General features: G+C 38.8%; 18 protein-coding genes. 11 read left to right on the forward strand and 7 right to left on the reverse strand.

Features of this window, described 5'->3' with window-relative positions:
• Positions 1-54: 54 nt before the first annotated feature.
• Complete coding sequence (rpoN, locus tag ABIB30_RS10680; protein WP_068401600.1) at positions 55-1,527, reverse strand: RNA polymerase factor sigma-54; 1,473 nt, start codon at positions 1,525-1,527, stop codon at positions 55-57.
• A gap of 174 nt (positions 1,528-1,701) precedes the next feature.
• Here rpoN and mscL point away from each other — a divergent pair, with 174 nt between their 5' ends.
• Positions 1,702-2,151: a large conductance mechanosensitive channel protein MscL gene (gene mscL / locus ABIB30_RS10685; RefSeq protein ID WP_354301832.1), complete on the forward strand. Its 450-nt coding sequence runs from the start codon at positions 1,702-1,704 to the stop codon at positions 2,149-2,151.
• A gap of 80 nt (positions 2,152-2,231) precedes the next feature.
• Here the strand turns inward: mscL and ABIB30_RS10690 are convergent, their stop codons facing one another.
• The gene (locus tag ABIB30_RS10690; RefSeq protein WP_354301834.1) at positions 2,232-3,086 is read right to left on the reverse strand and encodes a ChaN family lipoprotein; all 855 of its coding nucleotides are present in this window, start codon (positions 3,084-3,086) and stop codon (positions 2,232-2,234) included.
• 193 nt (positions 3,087-3,279) lie between these two features.
• On the opposite strand from ABIB30_RS10690, the gene ABIB30_RS10695 reads away from it, so the two are divergent.
• From ABIB30_RS10695 to tsaB, 7 genes are all read left to right on the forward strand, one after another.
• The gene (locus ABIB30_RS10695; RefSeq protein ID WP_354301836.1) at positions 3,280-4,134 is read left to right on the forward strand and encodes a LiaF transmembrane domain-containing protein; all 855 of its coding nucleotides are present in this window, start codon (positions 3,280-3,282) and stop codon (positions 4,132-4,134) included.
• A 10-nt stretch (positions 4,135-4,144) separates the two neighbouring features.
• Entirely contained in the window at positions 4,145-5,188 is a 1,044-nt protein-coding gene (locus tag ABIB30_RS10700; RefSeq protein ID WP_354301838.1) for a sensor histidine kinase, read from the forward strand.
• Positions 5,185-5,919 (forward strand): LytR/AlgR family response regulator transcription factor, encoded by a 735-nt coding sequence (locus ABIB30_RS10705; protein WP_354301840.1) that lies wholly within the window; start codon positions 5,185-5,187, stop codon positions 5,917-5,919. Before ABIB30_RS10700 ends, ABIB30_RS10705 begins: the two co-directional genes overlap by 4 nt.
• 134 nt (positions 5,920-6,053) lie before the next feature.
• Positions 6,054-6,212 (forward strand): 50S ribosomal protein L34, encoded by a 159-nt coding sequence (gene rpmH / locus ABIB30_RS10710; protein ID WP_083251894.1) that lies wholly within the window; start codon positions 6,054-6,056, stop codon positions 6,210-6,212.
• Between the two features lie 62 nt (positions 6,213-6,274).
• Positions 6,275-6,727 (forward strand): ribonuclease P protein component, encoded by a 453-nt coding sequence (locus ABIB30_RS10715; RefSeq protein WP_354301843.1) that lies wholly within the window; start codon positions 6,275-6,277, stop codon positions 6,725-6,727.
• Complete coding sequence (gene yidD, locus ABIB30_RS10720; RefSeq protein ID WP_041884785.1) at positions 6,714-6,944, forward strand: membrane protein insertion efficiency factor YidD; 231 nt, start codon at positions 6,714-6,716, stop codon at positions 6,942-6,944. Before ABIB30_RS10715 ends, yidD begins: the two co-directional genes overlap by 14 nt.
• Before the next feature lie 43 nt (positions 6,945-6,987).
• A complete protein-coding gene (tsaB, locus tag ABIB30_RS10725; protein WP_354301845.1) occupies positions 6,988-7,674 on the forward strand; it encodes a tRNA (adenosine(37)-N6)-threonylcarbamoyltransferase complex dimerization subunit type 1 TsaB in 687 nt (228 codons plus the stop codon).
• Here the strand turns inward: tsaB and ABIB30_RS10730 are convergent, their stop codons facing one another.
• Complete coding sequence (locus ABIB30_RS10730) at positions 7,675-9,075, reverse strand: DUF5723 family protein (protein ID WP_354301847.1); 1,401 nt, start codon at positions 9,073-9,075, stop codon at positions 7,675-7,677. It lies immediately after the preceding gene.
• Positions 9,076-9,126: 51 nt separating this feature from the next.
• Entirely contained in the window at positions 9,127-10,707 is a 1,581-nt protein-coding gene (locus tag ABIB30_RS10735) for a hypothetical protein (protein WP_354301849.1), read from the reverse strand.
• 560 nt (positions 10,708-11,267) lie between these two features.
• Here ABIB30_RS10735 and ABIB30_RS10740 point away from each other — a divergent pair.
• Positions 11,268-11,654, forward strand: coding sequence for a DUF423 domain-containing protein (locus ABIB30_RS10740; protein ID WP_068401574.1), 387 nt, complete (start codon positions 11,268-11,270; stop codon positions 11,652-11,654).
• A complete protein-coding gene (priA, locus tag ABIB30_RS10745; protein ID WP_354301852.1) occupies positions 11,655-14,135 on the forward strand; it encodes a replication restart helicase PriA in 2,481 nt (826 codons plus the stop codon). It abuts the gene before it with no gap.
• A 12-nt stretch (positions 14,136-14,147) separates the two neighbouring features.
• Here the strand turns inward: priA and ABIB30_RS10750 are convergent, their stop codons facing one another.
• Positions 14,148-14,825 (reverse strand): hypothetical protein, encoded by a 678-nt coding sequence (locus tag ABIB30_RS10750; protein WP_354301854.1) that lies wholly within the window; start codon positions 14,823-14,825, stop codon positions 14,148-14,150.
• A gap of 279 nt (positions 14,826-15,104) precedes the next feature.
• On the opposite strand from ABIB30_RS10750, the gene ABIB30_RS10755 reads away from it, so the two are divergent.
• A complete protein-coding gene (locus tag ABIB30_RS10755; protein ID WP_354301856.1) occupies positions 15,105-15,761 on the forward strand; it encodes a protein-L-isoaspartate(D-aspartate) O-methyltransferase in 657 nt (218 codons plus the stop codon).
• Between the two features lies 1 nt (position 15,762).
• Here the strand turns inward: ABIB30_RS10755 and smpB are convergent, their stop codons facing one another.
• Both smpB and ABIB30_RS10765 read right to left on the reverse strand, forming a co-directional pair.
• On the reverse strand, positions 15,763-16,212 hold the full coding sequence (smpB, locus tag ABIB30_RS10760; protein ID WP_068401558.1) for an SsrA-binding protein SmpB: 450 nt from the start codon (positions 16,210-16,212) through the stop codon (positions 15,763-15,765).
• 81 nt (positions 16,213-16,293) lie between these two features.
• Positions 16,294-18,156, reverse strand: a complete 1,863-nt coding sequence (locus ABIB30_RS10765) for an Nramp family divalent metal transporter (RefSeq protein WP_354301859.1) — start codon at positions 18,154-18,156, stop codon at positions 16,294-16,296.
• Positions 18,157-18,164: the final 8 nt, after the last annotated feature.

The following is an 18,164-nucleotide window of genomic DNA, read 5'->3' on the forward strand; positions in this document are numbered from 1 at the left end:
GGGGTGTGCAGCTGCACACCCCTTTTTCTTTTATTGAATTTACCAGCGCGTAGCTTAAAGCTCTTTTCTCAGCCTGGCTACCGGAATATTCATTTGTTCTCTGTATTTCGCAACCGTTCTGCGGGCAATATTATAACCTTGTTCTTTTAAGATTTCTGTCAGTTTCTCATCTGCCAGTGGCTTGCGTTTATCTTCGTTACCAATACAGTCTTCCAGGATCTTCTTTACCTCTTTATTGGATACTTCTTCGCCACTTTCAGTTTGAATAGCTTCTGAGAAAAAAGATTTCAATAAGAAAGTCCCGAATTCTGTCTGTACGTATTTAGAGTTGGCTACCCTTGATACGGTAGAAATATCCATATCAATTTTATCAGCAATGTCTTTCAGGATCATTGGGCGCATTTTACGTTCATCGCCTGTCAGCAAATACTCGTACTGATATTGCATAATTGCATTCATGGTCTTTAACAAGGTTTGCTGACGTTGTTTAATCGCATCAATAAACCATTTGGCTGAATCCAGTTTCTGCTTCACAAATTGTACAGCTTCTTTTAGCTTTTTGTCTTTCTGTGCAGCTTTATCATAATGCTGGAACATGTCTATATAAGAACGGCTCACTCTTAACTCTGGTGCATTCTTCGAGTTTAAAGTCAAAATCAGAACAGAATCATTATTAGAGATGTGAAAATCAGGGATAACCTGTAATTGCTTGGTTGTTACCTGGTTTGAATCTCCTGGCTTTGGATTTAACCGGAGGATTTCTGCAATGATTTCCTTTAAGTCTTCACTGTTTAAGCCAAGTGACTTTTCAAGTTTGTCGTAATGTTTTCTTGTAAACTCATCCAGGTAATTTTCTACGATCATGATCGCTTTCTGGATGATCAGATTGTGCGGGTCTTTTCTGCGCAACTGTAAAGTCAGGCATTCCTGAAGATCTCTGGCTGCAATTCCCGGAGGATCGAAACTTTGAATCACTTTCAGCATTTCCAGTACATCTTCTTCTTCGACCATAGCATTTTGTGAAAAAGCAAGATCATCAATCATCGAAGTGATTGGTCTGCGCAGGTAACCGTCATCGTCTAAACTGCCGATAATCTGTTTACCAATAATAAAGTCCTGATCTGATAAAGGAACCAAATCAAGTTGTTCCTGGAGGCTTTCGAAGAAAGTGCTCTCAATAGCTATCGGAGTTTCTTTCTTTTCCTCGTCGTCATCATTGTTGTTATAGGAGGTGCTGTAATCATTTCCACCATCATCCTGCAGGTAATCATCAACATTAAATTCATCAGTACTTTCTTCCTTTGAACCTCCATCAAAATCATCAGGAGAGTCATTCAGATCATCATATTCACTTTTAGGTTCTTCCGCGATCATTAAACTTGGGTCTTCGAGCGCCGGATTTTCTTCTAACTCTTCTTTTATTCTGGTATCAAGGGAAACAGTAGGTACCTGCAGCAGTTTAATGAACTGAATTTGCTGAGGCGATAACTTTTGAAGTAACTTTTGTTGTAAATGTTGTTTAAGCATGTTTTGTAGAAAAGGTATTATGACCCGTTTCAAAAATAAGCATTTGGTTTATATATCAACCATATTGTGGAACGAATATTGCGTTTAGATGTGTTTTTCCAATAAAAAAGCTTTGTTTTCGTAATAAAGTTTATATTTTTATTGATACTTGAACACCATGAAAAATTAAATACTATGAGTTTTGTAAAAGAATTTAAGGAATTTGCCATCAAAGGAAATGTAGTCGATCTGGCAGTCGGTGTGATTATTGGAGGAGCATTCGGTAAGATTGTGACCTCAATGGTTAATGATTTAATTATGCCTCCTATCAGCTTATTGATTGGCGATAAGGGTTTTGTAAATTATTATATCCCTTTAAGCGATAAAGTGAGAGCTTTCGTTGCCGCTAACCCTACTGCTTCTCTGGAAGATGCAAGAAAAGCGGGACCTGTGTTTGCATGGGGTAATTTCGCTACAGAGGTGATTAACTTTGTTATCCTGGCTTTCATTATTTTCTTAATGGTAAAAGCGATCAATCAATTGAAACGTAAGCAAGAAGAAGTTGTTGTTGCTGAGCCAGTTCCAACAAAAGAAGAAGTGCTGTTGGGCGAAATCAGAGACTTACTGAAAGCTAAGAATATTTAATATTTTTATAAGGAAAAGGCCATCCTGTAAAGATTACGGGCTGGCCTTTTTTTGCTTCAGCTGCAAACGTATTTATTTCGTTACTTACCAGTAAGAATGATATAATCTCCCAGTTCAGCCTGTTTTGTCCAGTCTGGTTCCATACTGTCTTTTGCTGCAAAACACGAAATGTTGACCAGGTTCAGTTTCGGTGCATATTTTCGAAGCTGGGCAAAAGTCCCTAGCTTTTCATCGCTGTGGAACCTTCCGTTAACCTGTAATATTTTTTTCTTCGGGTTTAACTTGTTGTATTTTGCAATAGACCAGGCCATCGAAGCATCCCATAAATTTTGTGTCTGGAAGATTTTCATTCCACCCATATCATGTCCGCCTAGTGTTTCTACGAATTTATCATAATATCTGCCTGTCGCTGTATCAACAGGCAATGGTGGTAAAAACTCTTTAGAAGCAAGAGGGAAATCGTTCAGCTTGTTTAATCCGGAGAAGGTAACTGCATTGCTGTATCTGGTCGCTGCATTGGCTCCGATCACGTCTGCTTTATTTTCTTTGGCCAGCTCAATTAAGGGCTTGTAATCCTTGTAATTGTTCCAGGCACGGGCTTCTTTGATAAAATTCTTCTCAGAAATTACTTGAGCAAGATATTCATTCAATATAGGCTGTACATCGGTTGGAAACATTTCTAAAGAGAGTGCTGTACCCGGATAACTCTGGATCATTTTACCGAATATTTGTGCTTCCAATACATGTCCGATTGAATCATTATGTTCTTCACCAAAGAAAAGCACATCAACTTTCTTCATATTTTTAACCAGTTCTTCTAAACTGACAGTTTTCCTGGTTTTTGTTTCGAATATTTTGTAAGACTGATCATTATTCTGGGCAAATAAGGCTGTAGGGATCAAGACCCACGCAAAGAGAAGGAATTTCTTTTTCATATCTTTTAGTATTTTCAAATAACGCATATAGTATTTCTCAAAGTAACGCATAATTAGATTCTGTTTAAAACAGTCTTCCTGTTCACCGGCTAAAAAATGATGTTCACCGGGGTTTTACACCCATATAGATGATCTCTGTTTAACAATGTATATTTACTCCTTAGTTTTGGTTTCAATAAATGACATCAAGGTTATGGAAAACTATAAATATAAAAATCGTTCTAACAGGATATGGAGTGGTTTGATCCTTTTGATCATCGGTAGCGTATTTTTACTTCGGAATTTTGGGATTTTTATTCCTGACTGGATATTCAGCTGGCCTACACTGCTCATTTTAATAGGCCTGGTCATTGGTTTTAAACGCAGATTTCATGGCGGGGGATGGCTAATGATGGTTTTAATAGGCGGTTACTTTAATGTGCAGAACCTATTTGATTTTAACCTGACGCAATACTACGTTGGAGCTGCCTTTATAATTTTAGGCTTATTTGTCATCTTTAAACCCAAAAAACCATGTAAAAATCAATGGGAGAGGAAGTTTGAAGAATTTAAATGGAAAGATTATAGAAATGCACCAGCAGGTTCGTGGAATAATCCATCGGCCGGGCAAACTAATGCTGATAATCCCTCAGAGAATTCAGCTGGTCCTGAGGCCGATCCGCTGAACAATCAGACTTCTGAACCTTATGCCAGAACCCAAACTACTGACAGTGACTATCTAGACTCTGTAAATGTATTTAGCGGTGGTAAACAACAAATCTATTCCAAGAATTTTAAAGGCGGAGATGTTGTTTCTGTTTTTGGAGGCTGCGAACTGGACCTGACACAAGCTGATTTTGCCGATCAGGTAACCATTGAAGTTGTAGCCATTTTTGGAGGAGTTAAATTAATCATTCCCCCAACATGGGTAGTGGAATCACAAGTGAGCCCGATATTCGGCGGACTGGACGATAGCCGCACAATTAATCCGGTAAATAGCGAACCACTTAAAATAATTACAATAAAAGGAGTAGTTTTATTTGGTGGAGTGAGTATCAGTAATTTTTAAACCAAATGTTTTGACGAGTAACCCACTGTTAACAAGAAAAGCACAAAAAACGGCAGCTATACTGTTTCTGGCCTGGACAACTGCGTTTGTCCTGCTGTTTTTTTATACGCTTAATTTCAGCTGGGTAGTGTCAATTGCAGACAGTTTAATTACCAACATACTTTTAGCGCTTTGTTGTGTCGTGATTAGTATGGTACTGAGATTTTATCAGCCCAAAGATGAAATCGTCCTGTTTGTCATTGTACTGGCTATTGCGCTTTCTGGATTGATTACCTGGAGTTGCCGTTGCTTATTAACTGGTGTTTTTTCGCAGGACCATACTTACGTGAATTTCCTGAACTTATCGCTGGTATTCAGGTTCATTGTCATCTTTGTTTTTCTGGCCTGGTGTGCATTTGTAAACGTATTGTGGTACCGGTTAGAGGAACAATCAGAAATGCAGGAACGCCTTTATACAGCTCAGAATTTAGCTAAAGAGGCAGAATTGAACAAACTGAGGCATCAATTGCAACCTCACTTTTTGTTTAATAGTTTAAATTCCGTTTATGCATTGACTATCGTTAATCCAAAAGAAGCGGGGACAATGATTACAAAACTAGCTTCTTTTTTAAGAGGTACTTTGAAAAGAGATGATGAAGTCTGGGTGAGTGTGGCCGAAGAAATGGAATATATCCAGTTATACCTGGATATTGAAAAGGTGAGGTTCAGCCATCGTTTAAATCTTGATATCCAGATTGATGAAAATACTTTAAAGTTATGTTTACCAGGGACATTATTGCAGCCTATCGTGGAAAATGCGATTAAATTCGGACTATACAATACCTCTGCGGCAATTCTGATTTCTGTTTTGGTGAGGGTAGAAGGGAATATGCTGATGGTGAGTGTTGAAAATCCTTATGATCCGGAAACGAAAGCTTCCGGAGGTACAGGTTTTGGACTCACTGCGATCCGGCGCAGACTTTACTTGCTTTTTGCAGATAATAATTTGCTGCAAACTTCCTCAACCGAGGATAATAAATATATTACTACGCTTAAAATACCACAAAAACTATGATCACAACAATACTGATTGATGATGAGCCGCTAGCCAGGGATATTGTAAAGCATTACTTGTCAGATTTTCCTGAGATAGAAATTGTTGCAGAATGCAATGACGGTTTTGAAGGGTTGAAGGCCATTGCAGCTTTCCGTCCCGACTTTATCTTTCTGGATATACAAATGCCTAAAATCAATGGTTTTGAGATGCTGGAGCTGGTAGAGAATCCACCAGCAGTAATCTTTACAACTGCATTTGACGAATTTGCTATTAAAGCTTTTGAGGTGAATGCTGTTGATTATTTGCTAAAACCAATTGAGCAGGAGCGGTTCGTGCAAGCCATGCAAAGGCTTCCTGCAAAACTAAAGCAACCGGAACTTACCCAGGATTTACTGGAGACGGCCTCATTAAGCCCTTTGCAGCACCATAGGGTAGTGGTTAAAAATAATGGGGTGATCAAAATTATTGCAGTAACAGATATCAATTACCTGGAAGCAGATGATGACCATGTGAAATTAAGTACTACGGAAGGGATTTTTTATAAGAATAAGACAATGAGTTTCTTTGAAAAAACACTGGATAGTGAACAATTTATACGGATTCACCGCTCTTACCTGATTAATCTGGCCCAGGTAACTAAAATTGAATTGAAAGAAAAAGATAGTTATATCGTACTTTTGAAATCTGATATCTGGCTGCCTGTCAGTAAAACGGGCTATGTTAAGCTAAAGGCTGCCCTGGGTTTATAGAAATTTAAACAGCTTTAACACAGCGATCACAAATAAAAATGAAAACATAGGCTGCATGTATTTGCATTTAAGAAAAAATCGCATTATATTTGCACCTCTCAATTAAAAAATAATAGTTAAGATATCATACAGTTATGAAAAGAACATTCCAACCTTCGCAAAGAAAGAGAAGAAACAAACACGGCTTCCGCGAAAGAATGGCTACAGCAAACGGTAGAAGAGTATTAGCTTCTCGTCGTGCAAAAGGAAGAAGAAAATTATCAGTTTCTGACGAACGTCGTCACAAAGCATAATTTTGATTGCAGCACCTCTGGTGCTGGCAGATCATTTAGTCTGCAAATCTGCGATCAAAAACATGAAAAATTTTACCAAAGAAGAACGGTTATGCAGCAGGAAATTATTAGACCTGCTATTTAAGAACGGTTCTTCTTTTTTAGTATATCCCTTTCGGGTTTCCTATCTGTTTATACCGGAGAAAAATGCTTTTCCTGTACAGGTAGTGGTTAATGTATCGAAAAAGCGATTCAAGCGTGCGCATGACAGAAACCTGATCAAACGCAGAACGAGGGAGGCTTACCGTTTACTAAAATCATCAGCTCTTTATCCCTTATTAAATCATCCTGATCAATTGTTACTGCTCTCCCTTCAATTTGTTGGAAAGGAACATTATGATTATGCTTTTTTTGAAAAGAAACTGGCAAATGCTTTAAAAAGACTGATTCTGACTGTTGACCCTCCTGTTAAAGTTATAGTTGCTGCGCCAACTGAAAAACCAGTACCTTTAACTCCAAAAGATGAAACTGATTAAGCAAATCATCGGCTGGTTCTTTTTGGCACTGATCAGGTTTTATCAGTTGTTCTTATCTCCTTTACTGGGTGCAAGCTGTCGTTTCACGCCAACCTGCTCTCAATATGGCGTAGAGGCAATTAAAAAGCACGGGCCTTTTAAAGGTGGCTGGTTAACACTTAAACGGATAGGACGCTGTCATCCCTGGGGGAAACATGGGCATGATCCTGTTCCTTAGTCAATCGGGCCTGTCTAAATTTTAAATCCACTATATAATTGTTATGGCTACAATACTTCAACTAGAAACAGCTACACAAGTATGCTCCGCGGCAATAGCTGTCAACGGAGAGACAATCGCATTAAAAGAACTTGCTGCACAGAATATTCATGCAGGAAGCCTGACCTTGTTTATCCAGGATGTCATGGCAACAGCAGGATTAACTTATGCGGAGCTGGATGCAATAGCAGTAAGTAAAGGGCCGGGATCCTATACCGGGTTAAGAATTGGCGTATCAACAGCTAAAGGCCTTTGTTTTGCTTTAGATAAACCACTGATCGGTGTGGAGACGCTCAGAATGATGGCACAGGGGTTTTTGAGAACTGCGGATTCCTATACAGGTTTGGTTTGTCCAATGATTGACGCCAGAAGAATGGAAGTCTTTACTGGATTATACGATCATAAACTGAATGAAGTACTACCTGTGGAGGCAAAAATAATTGAGGAGACTGCATACCAGCAGCAATTACATGAGCAGCAGATCACTTTTATTGGTGACGGCGCAATGAAATGCAGTGACGCTATCATCTCTTCAAATGCGGCTTTCTCTGACCTCAATTTTAATTCTGCGGCAAATATGAGCTTGTTGGCATATAATGCGTTCACAGCTGGTCATTTTGAGGATGTAGCTTATTTTGAGCCTTACTATTTGAAAGATTTTGTAGTTACCCAGGCTAAAAAGAAAGTTTAACTATTTTTTCTTTTTAAACATCCCGAATAATTTCGCAAAGAATCCTTTCTTATCCAGATCATCACCAACTCCCGGCATATAACTGCTGTTTTGAGGGTGCTCTACTGTATAACCGAATTTGATACCAACTCCCATATAAACTGAAGCGCCGGCATAACTGTTATTCGTCAGGTCTGGCTGCTGTTTATAGGCTGCTGATTTTAAGACGTTGTCACTGCCCAGAAAAAACTCGAAGTTCGGAGTTTGATATTTGGCTTGTGTACCTAACATCATGAAGCCGTTTAAGTTGTAAATAGGGGAAAGGCTGACCGAAAATTCATTGTAGGCGAAGTTATTGACTAAAGCGATATCTCCGCCCTTGTTCCAGATGTTTTTAGATACGATGAAATTTGGCGTATAGAAGTCAAATCTTTTAGAGACCAGTAAGTCAAGTTTAGCGTTAGTCGCAGTGTAGAAACCTTTTCGCTGGTCGTTACTGATAAAGAGGTCCTCCAGTCTTCTTTGTAAAGTGTTGCCATTTTCACCTTCATGTATGACTATATCCTGGCCTTCAGGAACAGCAATAGAGTGCGAATTTTTATTCCACCTGATAAAGCCCAGGTCCTTTACACTTCCCATTAAAAAGTAGCCTGTCTTAGAGGTATAAGTAGTACCAAAGCCCATCGAAAGCCCTGGATTTTTAAAATCAGGGATCAGTGTATTTGTATTTAACTCTTTTGCACGGAGAAAGTTGGATTGATAAGTTCCGCCAACATTAACTGTCAGTTGTTGTGCAGCTTGATTGAACTGAATATCAGAGCTCGTGATATCTATTTTATTATAAGTTATTCCGCTTAATAAACTCAATTTCACACCGAAAGCGAGTTGTTTAGATACGTTTTCTCTATAGTTCATACTGAACTGGTGGTAAGACTGACCATAGCCATTGCCATTGAAAGGGGATGATATATTGTCTTTAAATTTTTTAAAATCATCAAAAGCAACCAGCGTCGCATTTGTATAATCTGCAAAAGCATCTGACCTCATCTGCCACGAAAAACCTAACTCCTGGTGATCTTTATAAGATTTGAAAATCCTGAAAGTGAACAAATAAATATTAGAAGTCTGATAAGCCTGATTTCTTCCATTATCTACAGGGATACCTGTCGTGGTATACTTATCACCATTAATCAATGTCCGGAGTGCAAAATTGGAAGCTCCTTTATTGGCTGCATTTAATCCAAAATAAGGAAGCAGGAAGTTCGAAGCATATTGACGGGAAGAATCAAGTACAAAAGCTTTCTGAGCAGGGTTTTCAAAAGCATCAAATAATGTTTTTGTATTGAATAGCCCGTATTGTTGTGCCTTAATTTGTGTAGACAGAATTAAAAAAAGGCTCAGTATAAAGTATCTTTTTGCCATAAGTTGAAAGCGAAGTTTAAATATGGTAATTTAAAATATAGATTCTGATTATTAATTTGTTAAATTTTGAAGGGTATCGGTTACTACCTCTGGTATTGTATTTAATAATAAATTGGTTTGAAAAGCACCTTTATCTCCATTAAGCTGATAAATCATAGAACTGAACTTTTCTAACCCCTCTTTTTTGATCATATGGTTATAATAAGGCGTATAAATCGCTCTTCTCACCAGATCGGTGGAGTTCTTACGGTTTACATAAAAAGTAACATTTGATGTTTTTGACAACTGACTGTATACATTGATATAATCAGGGGTGTTAATCAGCAATTTGTTCTGGTGATAATCATTCAAAAAAGACTGCAAGGCACCAGGCTGGTTTGAAAATACCATGTAATTATCAATGATAGTATAATACGGTCTGCTGAACGGTCTGAAAGGCTCTCCAAAATAACAATATAGAAGCCCTGATTTTTTGAATCTTTTGATATCTGTATTGTAATCATCGCTCATATCCAATAACAGTTGTTTCACTTTATCGCCATTGGTCAGGTTAATCGCCGCTATATTTTCGGATGATTTAAGCTGAAAAGAAATCAGCTGATTTTGAAAGTATACCGGGAATATTTTTTCTGCGTCTAAATGATATTCATTGTTAAAGCTCTTGATCGTGTTCTTGATCTTCTGAGCCTCCTTATTTACTAAAAACCAGTTGTCGAGCCCTTTTTTCCAGCTTTTATAATCGGTCAGGGCATACAATTTAAAGTTAGCTGTATTTTCTGGTAACAAGTTATCAATATCGTTTTTTTGCGGAGCCAGCGCTGCAAAAAGGGCCAGGTAGTTTCTCTGGTCATTGAGAGCTGAACTTCCATTAAAAAATAACCGCTCTTTACTAAAGTTATAATTCAGAGCAGCAAATGAATTTTGCCTGTTAAGCACAGACATACCCCCATTTAACTGACCAGGGAGCATTGACTTTAATAAAGCAGGAATTTTATTGAAATCGATATATAAATTACCTAAACTGTTTCTTTTGAACTTATTACTAGCTTTTATATAAGCAACAAACTGATTATTTTCTTCATTTGAAGCGGCTTTAGCTGCTGCCTTTACGGGTGCAGGACTATTGGAAAGCAGGATGAGATTTTTCTCGATATTCAGATAAAAAGTAGTACTATCATTTAAGACGAGTTTCATCATCCCACTATCAGTTGTCACCTTGATGCCATTGGATTGCATGGCGCTGTAAAGTTTTGGCTTATCCAGTTCGTCATTTAACTGGGTACTGATCAGGTAGTCTATCTCTTTATTTTTTCCAGCAGAGAAACTGATGAAAATATTCTTGTTACCTACCAGGCTATTGATTGCCGGATTGGTGACCAGCGTACTCTTCAGTAGACTAAGCTGATTGAATTTCTCCTGTCCAAGCAGCTTCTCAAAAAAATCCTGTCCTTTCAGAATGTCAAATATGCTTTTATCGTTTTGAATGCAGAAAACAAGACCAGAGTTTGCTGTTGCCGCGTACAAACTAGTTTCCTTATAGGAGGTTTCCTTGTTCAGTTTAGAAAAATATAAGTAGGCCATACCCACAATGGCTGCGAATAGCGTAAAGAGGGTGAAGTATATCTTTTTCATTTGCGTCTAACAAATTTAAGGTAATTGTTGGGCATTAGGTGATATTTTATTGTTAAAACGGGCTTTCTTCCGATGTTTTACAGGATTGGAGAGAAGAACTTGCTGATTCTGATGTATTGTTGTCAGAAGTGTAAGCGAAACTGGTCGGATACTGGTTGTGTTCTAGTTGAATAGTACCCCTGTAGTGTATTAGAACGACTTTTAAACGACCTTGGGATGAGGTTGGAATGACTGTGGTCATTGCAAGGTCATTCCAACCTCATTCCAACCTCATCCCAAGGTCATTCCAAGGCACTATTTAACCCCTTTTCAACACCTGTTCTGTACGCCAAGGCCACGTTTTATATTCAATTGAAAAGTCATTTTTTCCAAACGGCAAAAAGCCTTTGTTTTTTAAGGTAAATTGCTGTTAATCTTTGGGGATGGAGGTGGTTGAACGTTGTCAGCAATCCCTTCATTTAAGCACCTATAGGTGGCTTAAATAAATAATTTGCAAATAGGGTTAACGAAAATGCATTTAGGTTGCGTAATTTTACCGGGCTGGAATTAAGACGAATTGAATGAATAGAAAAATAATTTTGACTGCCTCTTTCTTTGGAGCAGTGGCGGTAGTACTAGGTGCCTTTGGTGCGCATGGCCTGAAAAATGTAATTGCTGCTGATCAGCTGGCTATCTGGAGCAAGGGAGTTGAATATCAGTTTTATCATACTTTTGCCTTGCTTTTTCTATCCACCTTCGCCAGGTTCAGGAATAAACTGGTTGATTTTGCTTATTACTGTTTCACCATAGGGATCATTTTCTTTTCAGGATCACTTTACCTGCTGGCTACACGTGAAGTATTACAGTTAAGCTGGGTAAATATTGTAGGCCCGATTACTCCTTTAGGAGGATTATTATTAATTACCGGCTGGATTTTTCTTTTCTTCGCCGCTTTAAAAAACAGATAGATGCAGGAATTAAATGATATTGATTTTTCAGAGAGGGATACCTTGTTTATAGAAGTAATTTTACCGCTTTCTCTTTCAAAAAACTATATCTATCGTGTTCCATTTGACTTAAATGAGCATACCGCTGTTGGTAAAAGGGTAATCGTTCAGTTTGGGAAAAATAAAATCTATACAGCGCTGATTAAAAGTATCAGCCAGACCGCACCGGCTTTATACCAGGCTAAATATATTATTGATGTTATCGATGAACATCCGGTTGTAAATACCCTGCAATTGCAGTTCTGGGATTGGATGATTGCCTACTATCTCTGCAATGAAGGCGATGTGATGTCTGCAGCGCTTCCGGCAGGATTAAAACTAGCGAGCGAGACCATTATCATACTTCGGGAAGAAGTGTCTTTAGAAGAGCTTGAATTGACTGATAAGGAGAATATACTGATTACTGCACTGGAAAAACAGAAACGCCTGACGGTAGATCAGATTTCTAAGCTATTAGGACAGAAAACAGTATTTCCACTGATCCGTTCTCTTTTGGATAAAGGGGTAGTTCATCTTGCAGAAGAGGTCGTTGAAAAATATAAACCTTTATTAAAATCATACATTACCCTGAACCCTTTCTACAGCGAGGAAGGGAATTTCAAGCATCTTTTTGAAGTGCTGGAAAGGGCGCCGAAACAACTGGATGCCCTGCTGATGTATATTAAACTTTCCAAATCGGGGATTGAAATCTCCAGACAGCAATTGCTGGAAGACAGCAGTTGTGGCCAGGCGGCTTTGAAAGCCTTACTGGATAAGGAAGTCTTCTTCCTTAAAAAGAAAGTAGTGAGCCGGTTAAACGACGAGTCGGATGATATGATCCTTAATTTTAAACTCAGCCCGGCACAAAATACAGCTTTAGAAAAAATAGAAACAGAATTCCAGACCAAAGATGTTGTTTTATTACATGGAATAACTGCTTCTGGTAAAACTCAGGTCTATATCAAACTAATTGAGCAGGCAATTGAAAAAGGTGGGCAGGTTTTGTTCCTTTTGCCAGAAATTGCGTTGACTACACAGATCGTTGAACGGATTAAGCGCTATTTTGGCGATGCGATCGGGGTATATCATTCCAAATTCAATGACAACGAAAGGGTAGAGATCTGGAACAGCGTCATGAATGGTAAATATAAAATTGTTCTTGGCGCACGTTCAGCAGTGTTTTTACCTTTCAAAGATTTAAAATTGATCGTGGTCGATGAGGAACATGAATCATCGTACAAGCAAAATGAACCTGCTCCAAGATATCAGGCCAGGGATGCTGCTGTTTACCTGGCGCATCTGCATCAGTCAAAAATCATATTGGGTTCGGCAACGCCTTCTATAGAAAGTTATTACAATGCATTGCATCAAAAATATGGCCTTGTTACCCTAAACGAACGTTTTGGAGGGGTTGAGCTCCCTATACAGGAAGTGGTGGGGATTGCTGAGGAAACCAAGAAGAAGAAAATGGTTTCTTATTTCTCCAGTGTATTAATTGATGACATCACTGCAACGCTGGAAAGAAAAGAACAAGTGATCCTTTTCCAGAACCGCAGGGGTTATGCAACTATCCTGATTTGTAAAACATGTGGTTTCGCGCCTAAGTGTGTGAACTGTGACGTGAGCCTTACTTTCCACAAAAGCAGTGGTAAGCTGCATTGTCATTATTGCGGATACCATGAAAGCAGTATGAATATTTGTCCTGCCTGTGGTTCTGTACATATTGAACAAAAAGGGTTTGGAACTGAAAGAATAGAAGAGGAATTAAGCCTGATCTTTCCGGAAGTGAAAATTGCAAGGCTTGATGTAGACAGTACAAGAACAAAAAATAGTCTTCAGAAGATTATAAGTGATTTTCAGGAAAAGAAAACAGATATCCTGATTGGTACACAAATGGTGGCTAAAGGCCTTGATTTTGATAATGTAACACTGATTGGTGTAATCAATGCAGATACTTTATTGAATTACCCGGATTTCAGAGCTTTTGAGCGCAGTTTTCAGTTGTTAGCACAGGTTGCAGGCCGTGCGGGCAGAAGAGATAAGCAGGGGAAAGTATGTATTCAGGCCTATGATGCCGACCATAGAATTATCAAACAGGTAGTGGATAATAATTACCTGGAGATGTATAACGATGAAATTGCTGAGCGCAGACAATTTCATTATCCGCCTTTTACCAGGCTGATTTTTATCAATGTAAAACATAAAGATTCAAATCTGCTCAATGCCGCGTCTGCACGTTTTGCTACGCTGTTAAGGGCGCAACTCGGAACGAGGGTACTGGGGCCTGAACAGCCTTTGGTTTCCAGGATCAGGAATTATTACATTAAACAGCTGATTATTAAATCAGATAAATCAACGGCTATTCATAAAGTCAAGGCCGCACTTAAACAAACTATAGCAGACTTTAACGGGGAGAATACCTTTAAAGGTGTAATTATACAGGTAGATGTAGATCCTTACTAGGGAAACCGAAAACTAATTCCTGCTTCCCAAATGAATTTGTAAACCCACGGTTACGGGAGTAAAAAGGAATTCTTTTTTATTTTCGGCAGTTTCTATGCTTTGGGCGGCAGTGTTTTGTGCAACAGTTTGTGTCCTTAAATGAGAAAGGTACAATTCAAGACTGCCCTCTGCAAAAATGGAAATTTGCTCGATAGGGGTTATCCGGAGCCCCAGAGTGGGGCCTAAAGTAAGGCCGTTTTTTATAGCTTCCACCTGGTCTGTTAATGCTGTTGTTCTCTGGAGATCTACGAAGTTCCTTAATCCTTTAAAACGGTTATAGCGATACCCGATATCAAAAGCAAAATAAGGCTGTACTTTGGAATAGCTCAGGTTTTTCTCAAACCCAAGTTTAATCGCGTAGTCGGTTACTTTTCCATTGACCAGGTTACAGTTTGTACAATCACTTTTAAAATCCAATGCCTGATTGATAAATCTTCCGCTTAAGCGGTAATTGATCTGGCGATCATCAATTTTAAATATCCCGCCACTAAATTTGGACGTTAGATATTTTAGCGGATCCTGATCTGCTATCCTTGGCAGCTGCAGGTAACTGAATGCATTAAATCCAACACTGTAAGTACTGTTAGACTGTGAGCGGGCATTCAAGGTAAAAAGAGAAACGAGTAAAAGTAAGAGCAATCCCTGTTTCATAAAGTGTTATGTTTCATTTAGATATATAAAAATATATAATATTTTACTGGACGGGTTAAAATCTGCTTCAGATTTTTTTTATTTGTATTCATAAGTAATATTCCGGTTTTTACTGAAAAAAAATTACCCTTTTATCTTGAATAAGTGAAAGATTTATTCTTTTCATTAACAGGCAGGTTTGCGCTTTATGATTTGATCTGTTGGTCTTTACAGCTTTGAGGTTAAATTCATCCAATTAAAACCTTAAAAATCGATTTCAAAGAAGTATTTTTGAAATCAATGGCGTATAAGTTTGTAGATAATTACCGGGAAAGAGGAGCAAGGAAGAAATTGGTGGAGCATCTTAAATCAAGAGGCATCACAGATGAACGGGTACTGAGTGCAATTGGAAAAGTACCAAGACATTTTTTCTTTGATGAAACCTTCTGGAACCAGGCTTATAAAGATATTGCTTTTCCGATTGGTGATGGACAAACGATTTCTCAGCCTTATACGGTAGCTTACCAAAGTGAGTTACTGCATATCAATAAAGGCGATAAAGTACTGGAAATAGGTACCGGTTCTGGTTATCAGACTTGTATTTTAATGGAACTGGGAGCAGAAGTTTTTACGATCGAAAGACAAGAAAGTATTTACAAACATACATTGAAAGTATTACCGGGAATGGGGTATAGTGCGAACTTCTTTTTTGGTGATGGTTCAATGGGGATCGCAGCACATGCACCTTACCACAAAATTATTGTGACTGCCGGTGCGCCGTTTGTGCCTGAAATCTTATTGAAACAATTAAAAATTGGTGGTATGCTGGTGATCCCGGTAGGTGATGAGCATTCCCAGACGATGGTTACAGTGATCCGTGTCAGTGAAACTGACTATGAGAAGTTTGAACTGGATACTTTTAGATTTGTACCACTGGTAGGGGACCAGGCCTGGTAATTTAGCCTTTCATTGCCCGGTCCATTTCACGTTTAGATTCGCGGTCTTTGATACTGTCTCTTTTGTCAAAGTCTTTCTTTCCTTGTGCTAACGCGATTTCTATTTTTGCAAAACCTCTTTCATTGGTAAAAATGCGAAGCGGAACAATAGTATATCCTTTTTCTTCACTTCTGAATTTTAGTTTTTTCAATTCCTTTTTTTGCAGCAGTAAGATCCGGTCACGTTTAATATCATGGTGATGGAATGAACTGTGGCTATATTCTGAGATATGAAGATTTCTTACATAAAGTACATTACCAATGAACATGCAGAAAGCATCGGTCATATTGGCTTTACCTTGTCTGATCGCCTTAATCTCAGTTCCAAGCAAAGCCAGACCGGCGTTGTATTTATCAACAACATGGTAATCGAAGTATGCTCTTTTATTTTTTATTTGAATGTCAGTCGCCATAGAATCAGCTAATATCAGAAAGAATTGCCGATTTACGGCAATTCTTTCTGAATTTTACAATGGATATAGGATTGTGCCAGGTTACCTGACTACCAATACTGGTATTGTTATTTTGTGTCTTACTGCATCTACAGTAGTTCCGAAAATCAAGTCCTTCAGGCCTTTATGTCCATGTGCACCCATCACGAGTAACTGTAAATCATTGGTTTTAGTGATTTCTGCAATCGCACGTGCTGCTCCTCCAAAACCGATGTGGGGAATGCCATGATAACCCAGATCGGCCAGATTCTGACCATATTTCTTCAGGTTTTCTGAATCACTCAATGTTTCATGATCGAGTGCAGCTTTCCCATGATACTGGGCGCCGGCGGTTTCAACGATATGGATTAAATGATAATCTGCTTTCTTTCCACCTTGAATAAGTGCGTGGCGGATCGTGTTCAGGTCATTTTTAGAGAAGTCGACGGTGATACCAATCCTGGTATAATGGATCTGGTCTACCGGATCAATTGCCATTGCATTTCCGTGGGGAATGTTTTTCTGCTGTGTAGTGTTGGAATTAAGCATCGGATAGACGAAAACATACATTAAAAGCAATCCAATCAGGACAGCAACCGGAATAATTAATCCATAAATATACCATCCATGCGTGGTTGTTGCCCACCCTGAGATCTCTTCTATAACGAGTTTAATATTCAGGGCAACAATAACAGCAGCACTGATCCATGCCAGTATTTTGACCCAGAGTTTGATAGCAAAACCTTTCATTTCTTTTTTATCGGAAGTGAAGTGAATCAATGGGATCACTGCAAAACCGAGTTGTAAACTCAATACAACCTGGCTCAAAATCAATAGACCGCTCAGTGCGTCATTTCCGAAATAAAGGATAGTGAAAAAGGCAGGAATAATGGCTAGCAAGCGCGTGATCAGGCGGCGTAACCAAGGTTGTATTCTAAGGTTCAGGTGACCTTCCATCACAATCTGTCCTGCCAGTGTACCGGTAATGGTAGAACTTTGTCCTGCTGCAATCAGCGCGATTGCGAAAAGACTTGGTGCAACTCCGCCAAAAATATGTCCAAGCAGCTTATAGGCATCTTGTATTTCTGCAACTTCGTGCATGCCATTTTTATAAAAGGCAGCTGCAGCCAGGATCAGAATCGCTGCGTTTACAAAAAAGGCCAGGTTAAGTGCAACAGCGGTATCTATAAAGTTGAATTTGATGGCTTCTTTAATTCCTTTATCATCGCGCTCAAATTTCCTGGTCTGAACCAGGGAGGAATGGAGGTACAAGTTATGCGGCATCACGGTTGCACCGATAATACCGATAGCAATATAAAGCGCTTGTCCGGAAAGTACAGAAGGTTCCAATCCTTTGACGATTTCTTTTAAGGATGGCTCCACGATGAACATCTCTACTAAAAATGAGATCCCTACAATGAAAACCATGGAAACAATAAAAACTTCCATTTTCCGCATTCCCTTATTCATCAGGAATAAAAGTAAAACAGTGTCAAAAATAGTAATACTGATACCCCAGATCAGCGGAAGGCCGAAAAGGAGATTTAGACCAATGGCCATACCAATGATTTCGGCAAGGTCACAGGCCACAATTGCGGTTTGTGCTAAACCAAATAAGGGGATATTTACCCATTTAGGATATGCATTTCTGGAAGCCTGTGCTAAATCAAGACCTCTTACAATACCTAATCTTGCACTCAATGATTGTAATAATAAGGCGATTAAGTTTGACATCAGCAATACCCAGATGAGTTGATAACCGAATTTACTACCTCCCGCAAGATCGGTCGCCCAGTTTCCAGGATCCATATAACCTACACTAACCAGGTAAGCCGGGCCAATAAAAGATAATATCCTTCTCCATCCGGTACGTTTGCCGGTGTCTACACTTTGATGTACTTCACTTAATGATTCTGTTTGTTTCATCAGCTAAA

Source organism: Pedobacter sp. UYP1, assembly GCF_040547305.1.
Classification (GTDB): domain Bacteria; phylum Bacteroidota; class Bacteroidia; order Sphingobacteriales; family Sphingobacteriaceae; genus Pedobacter.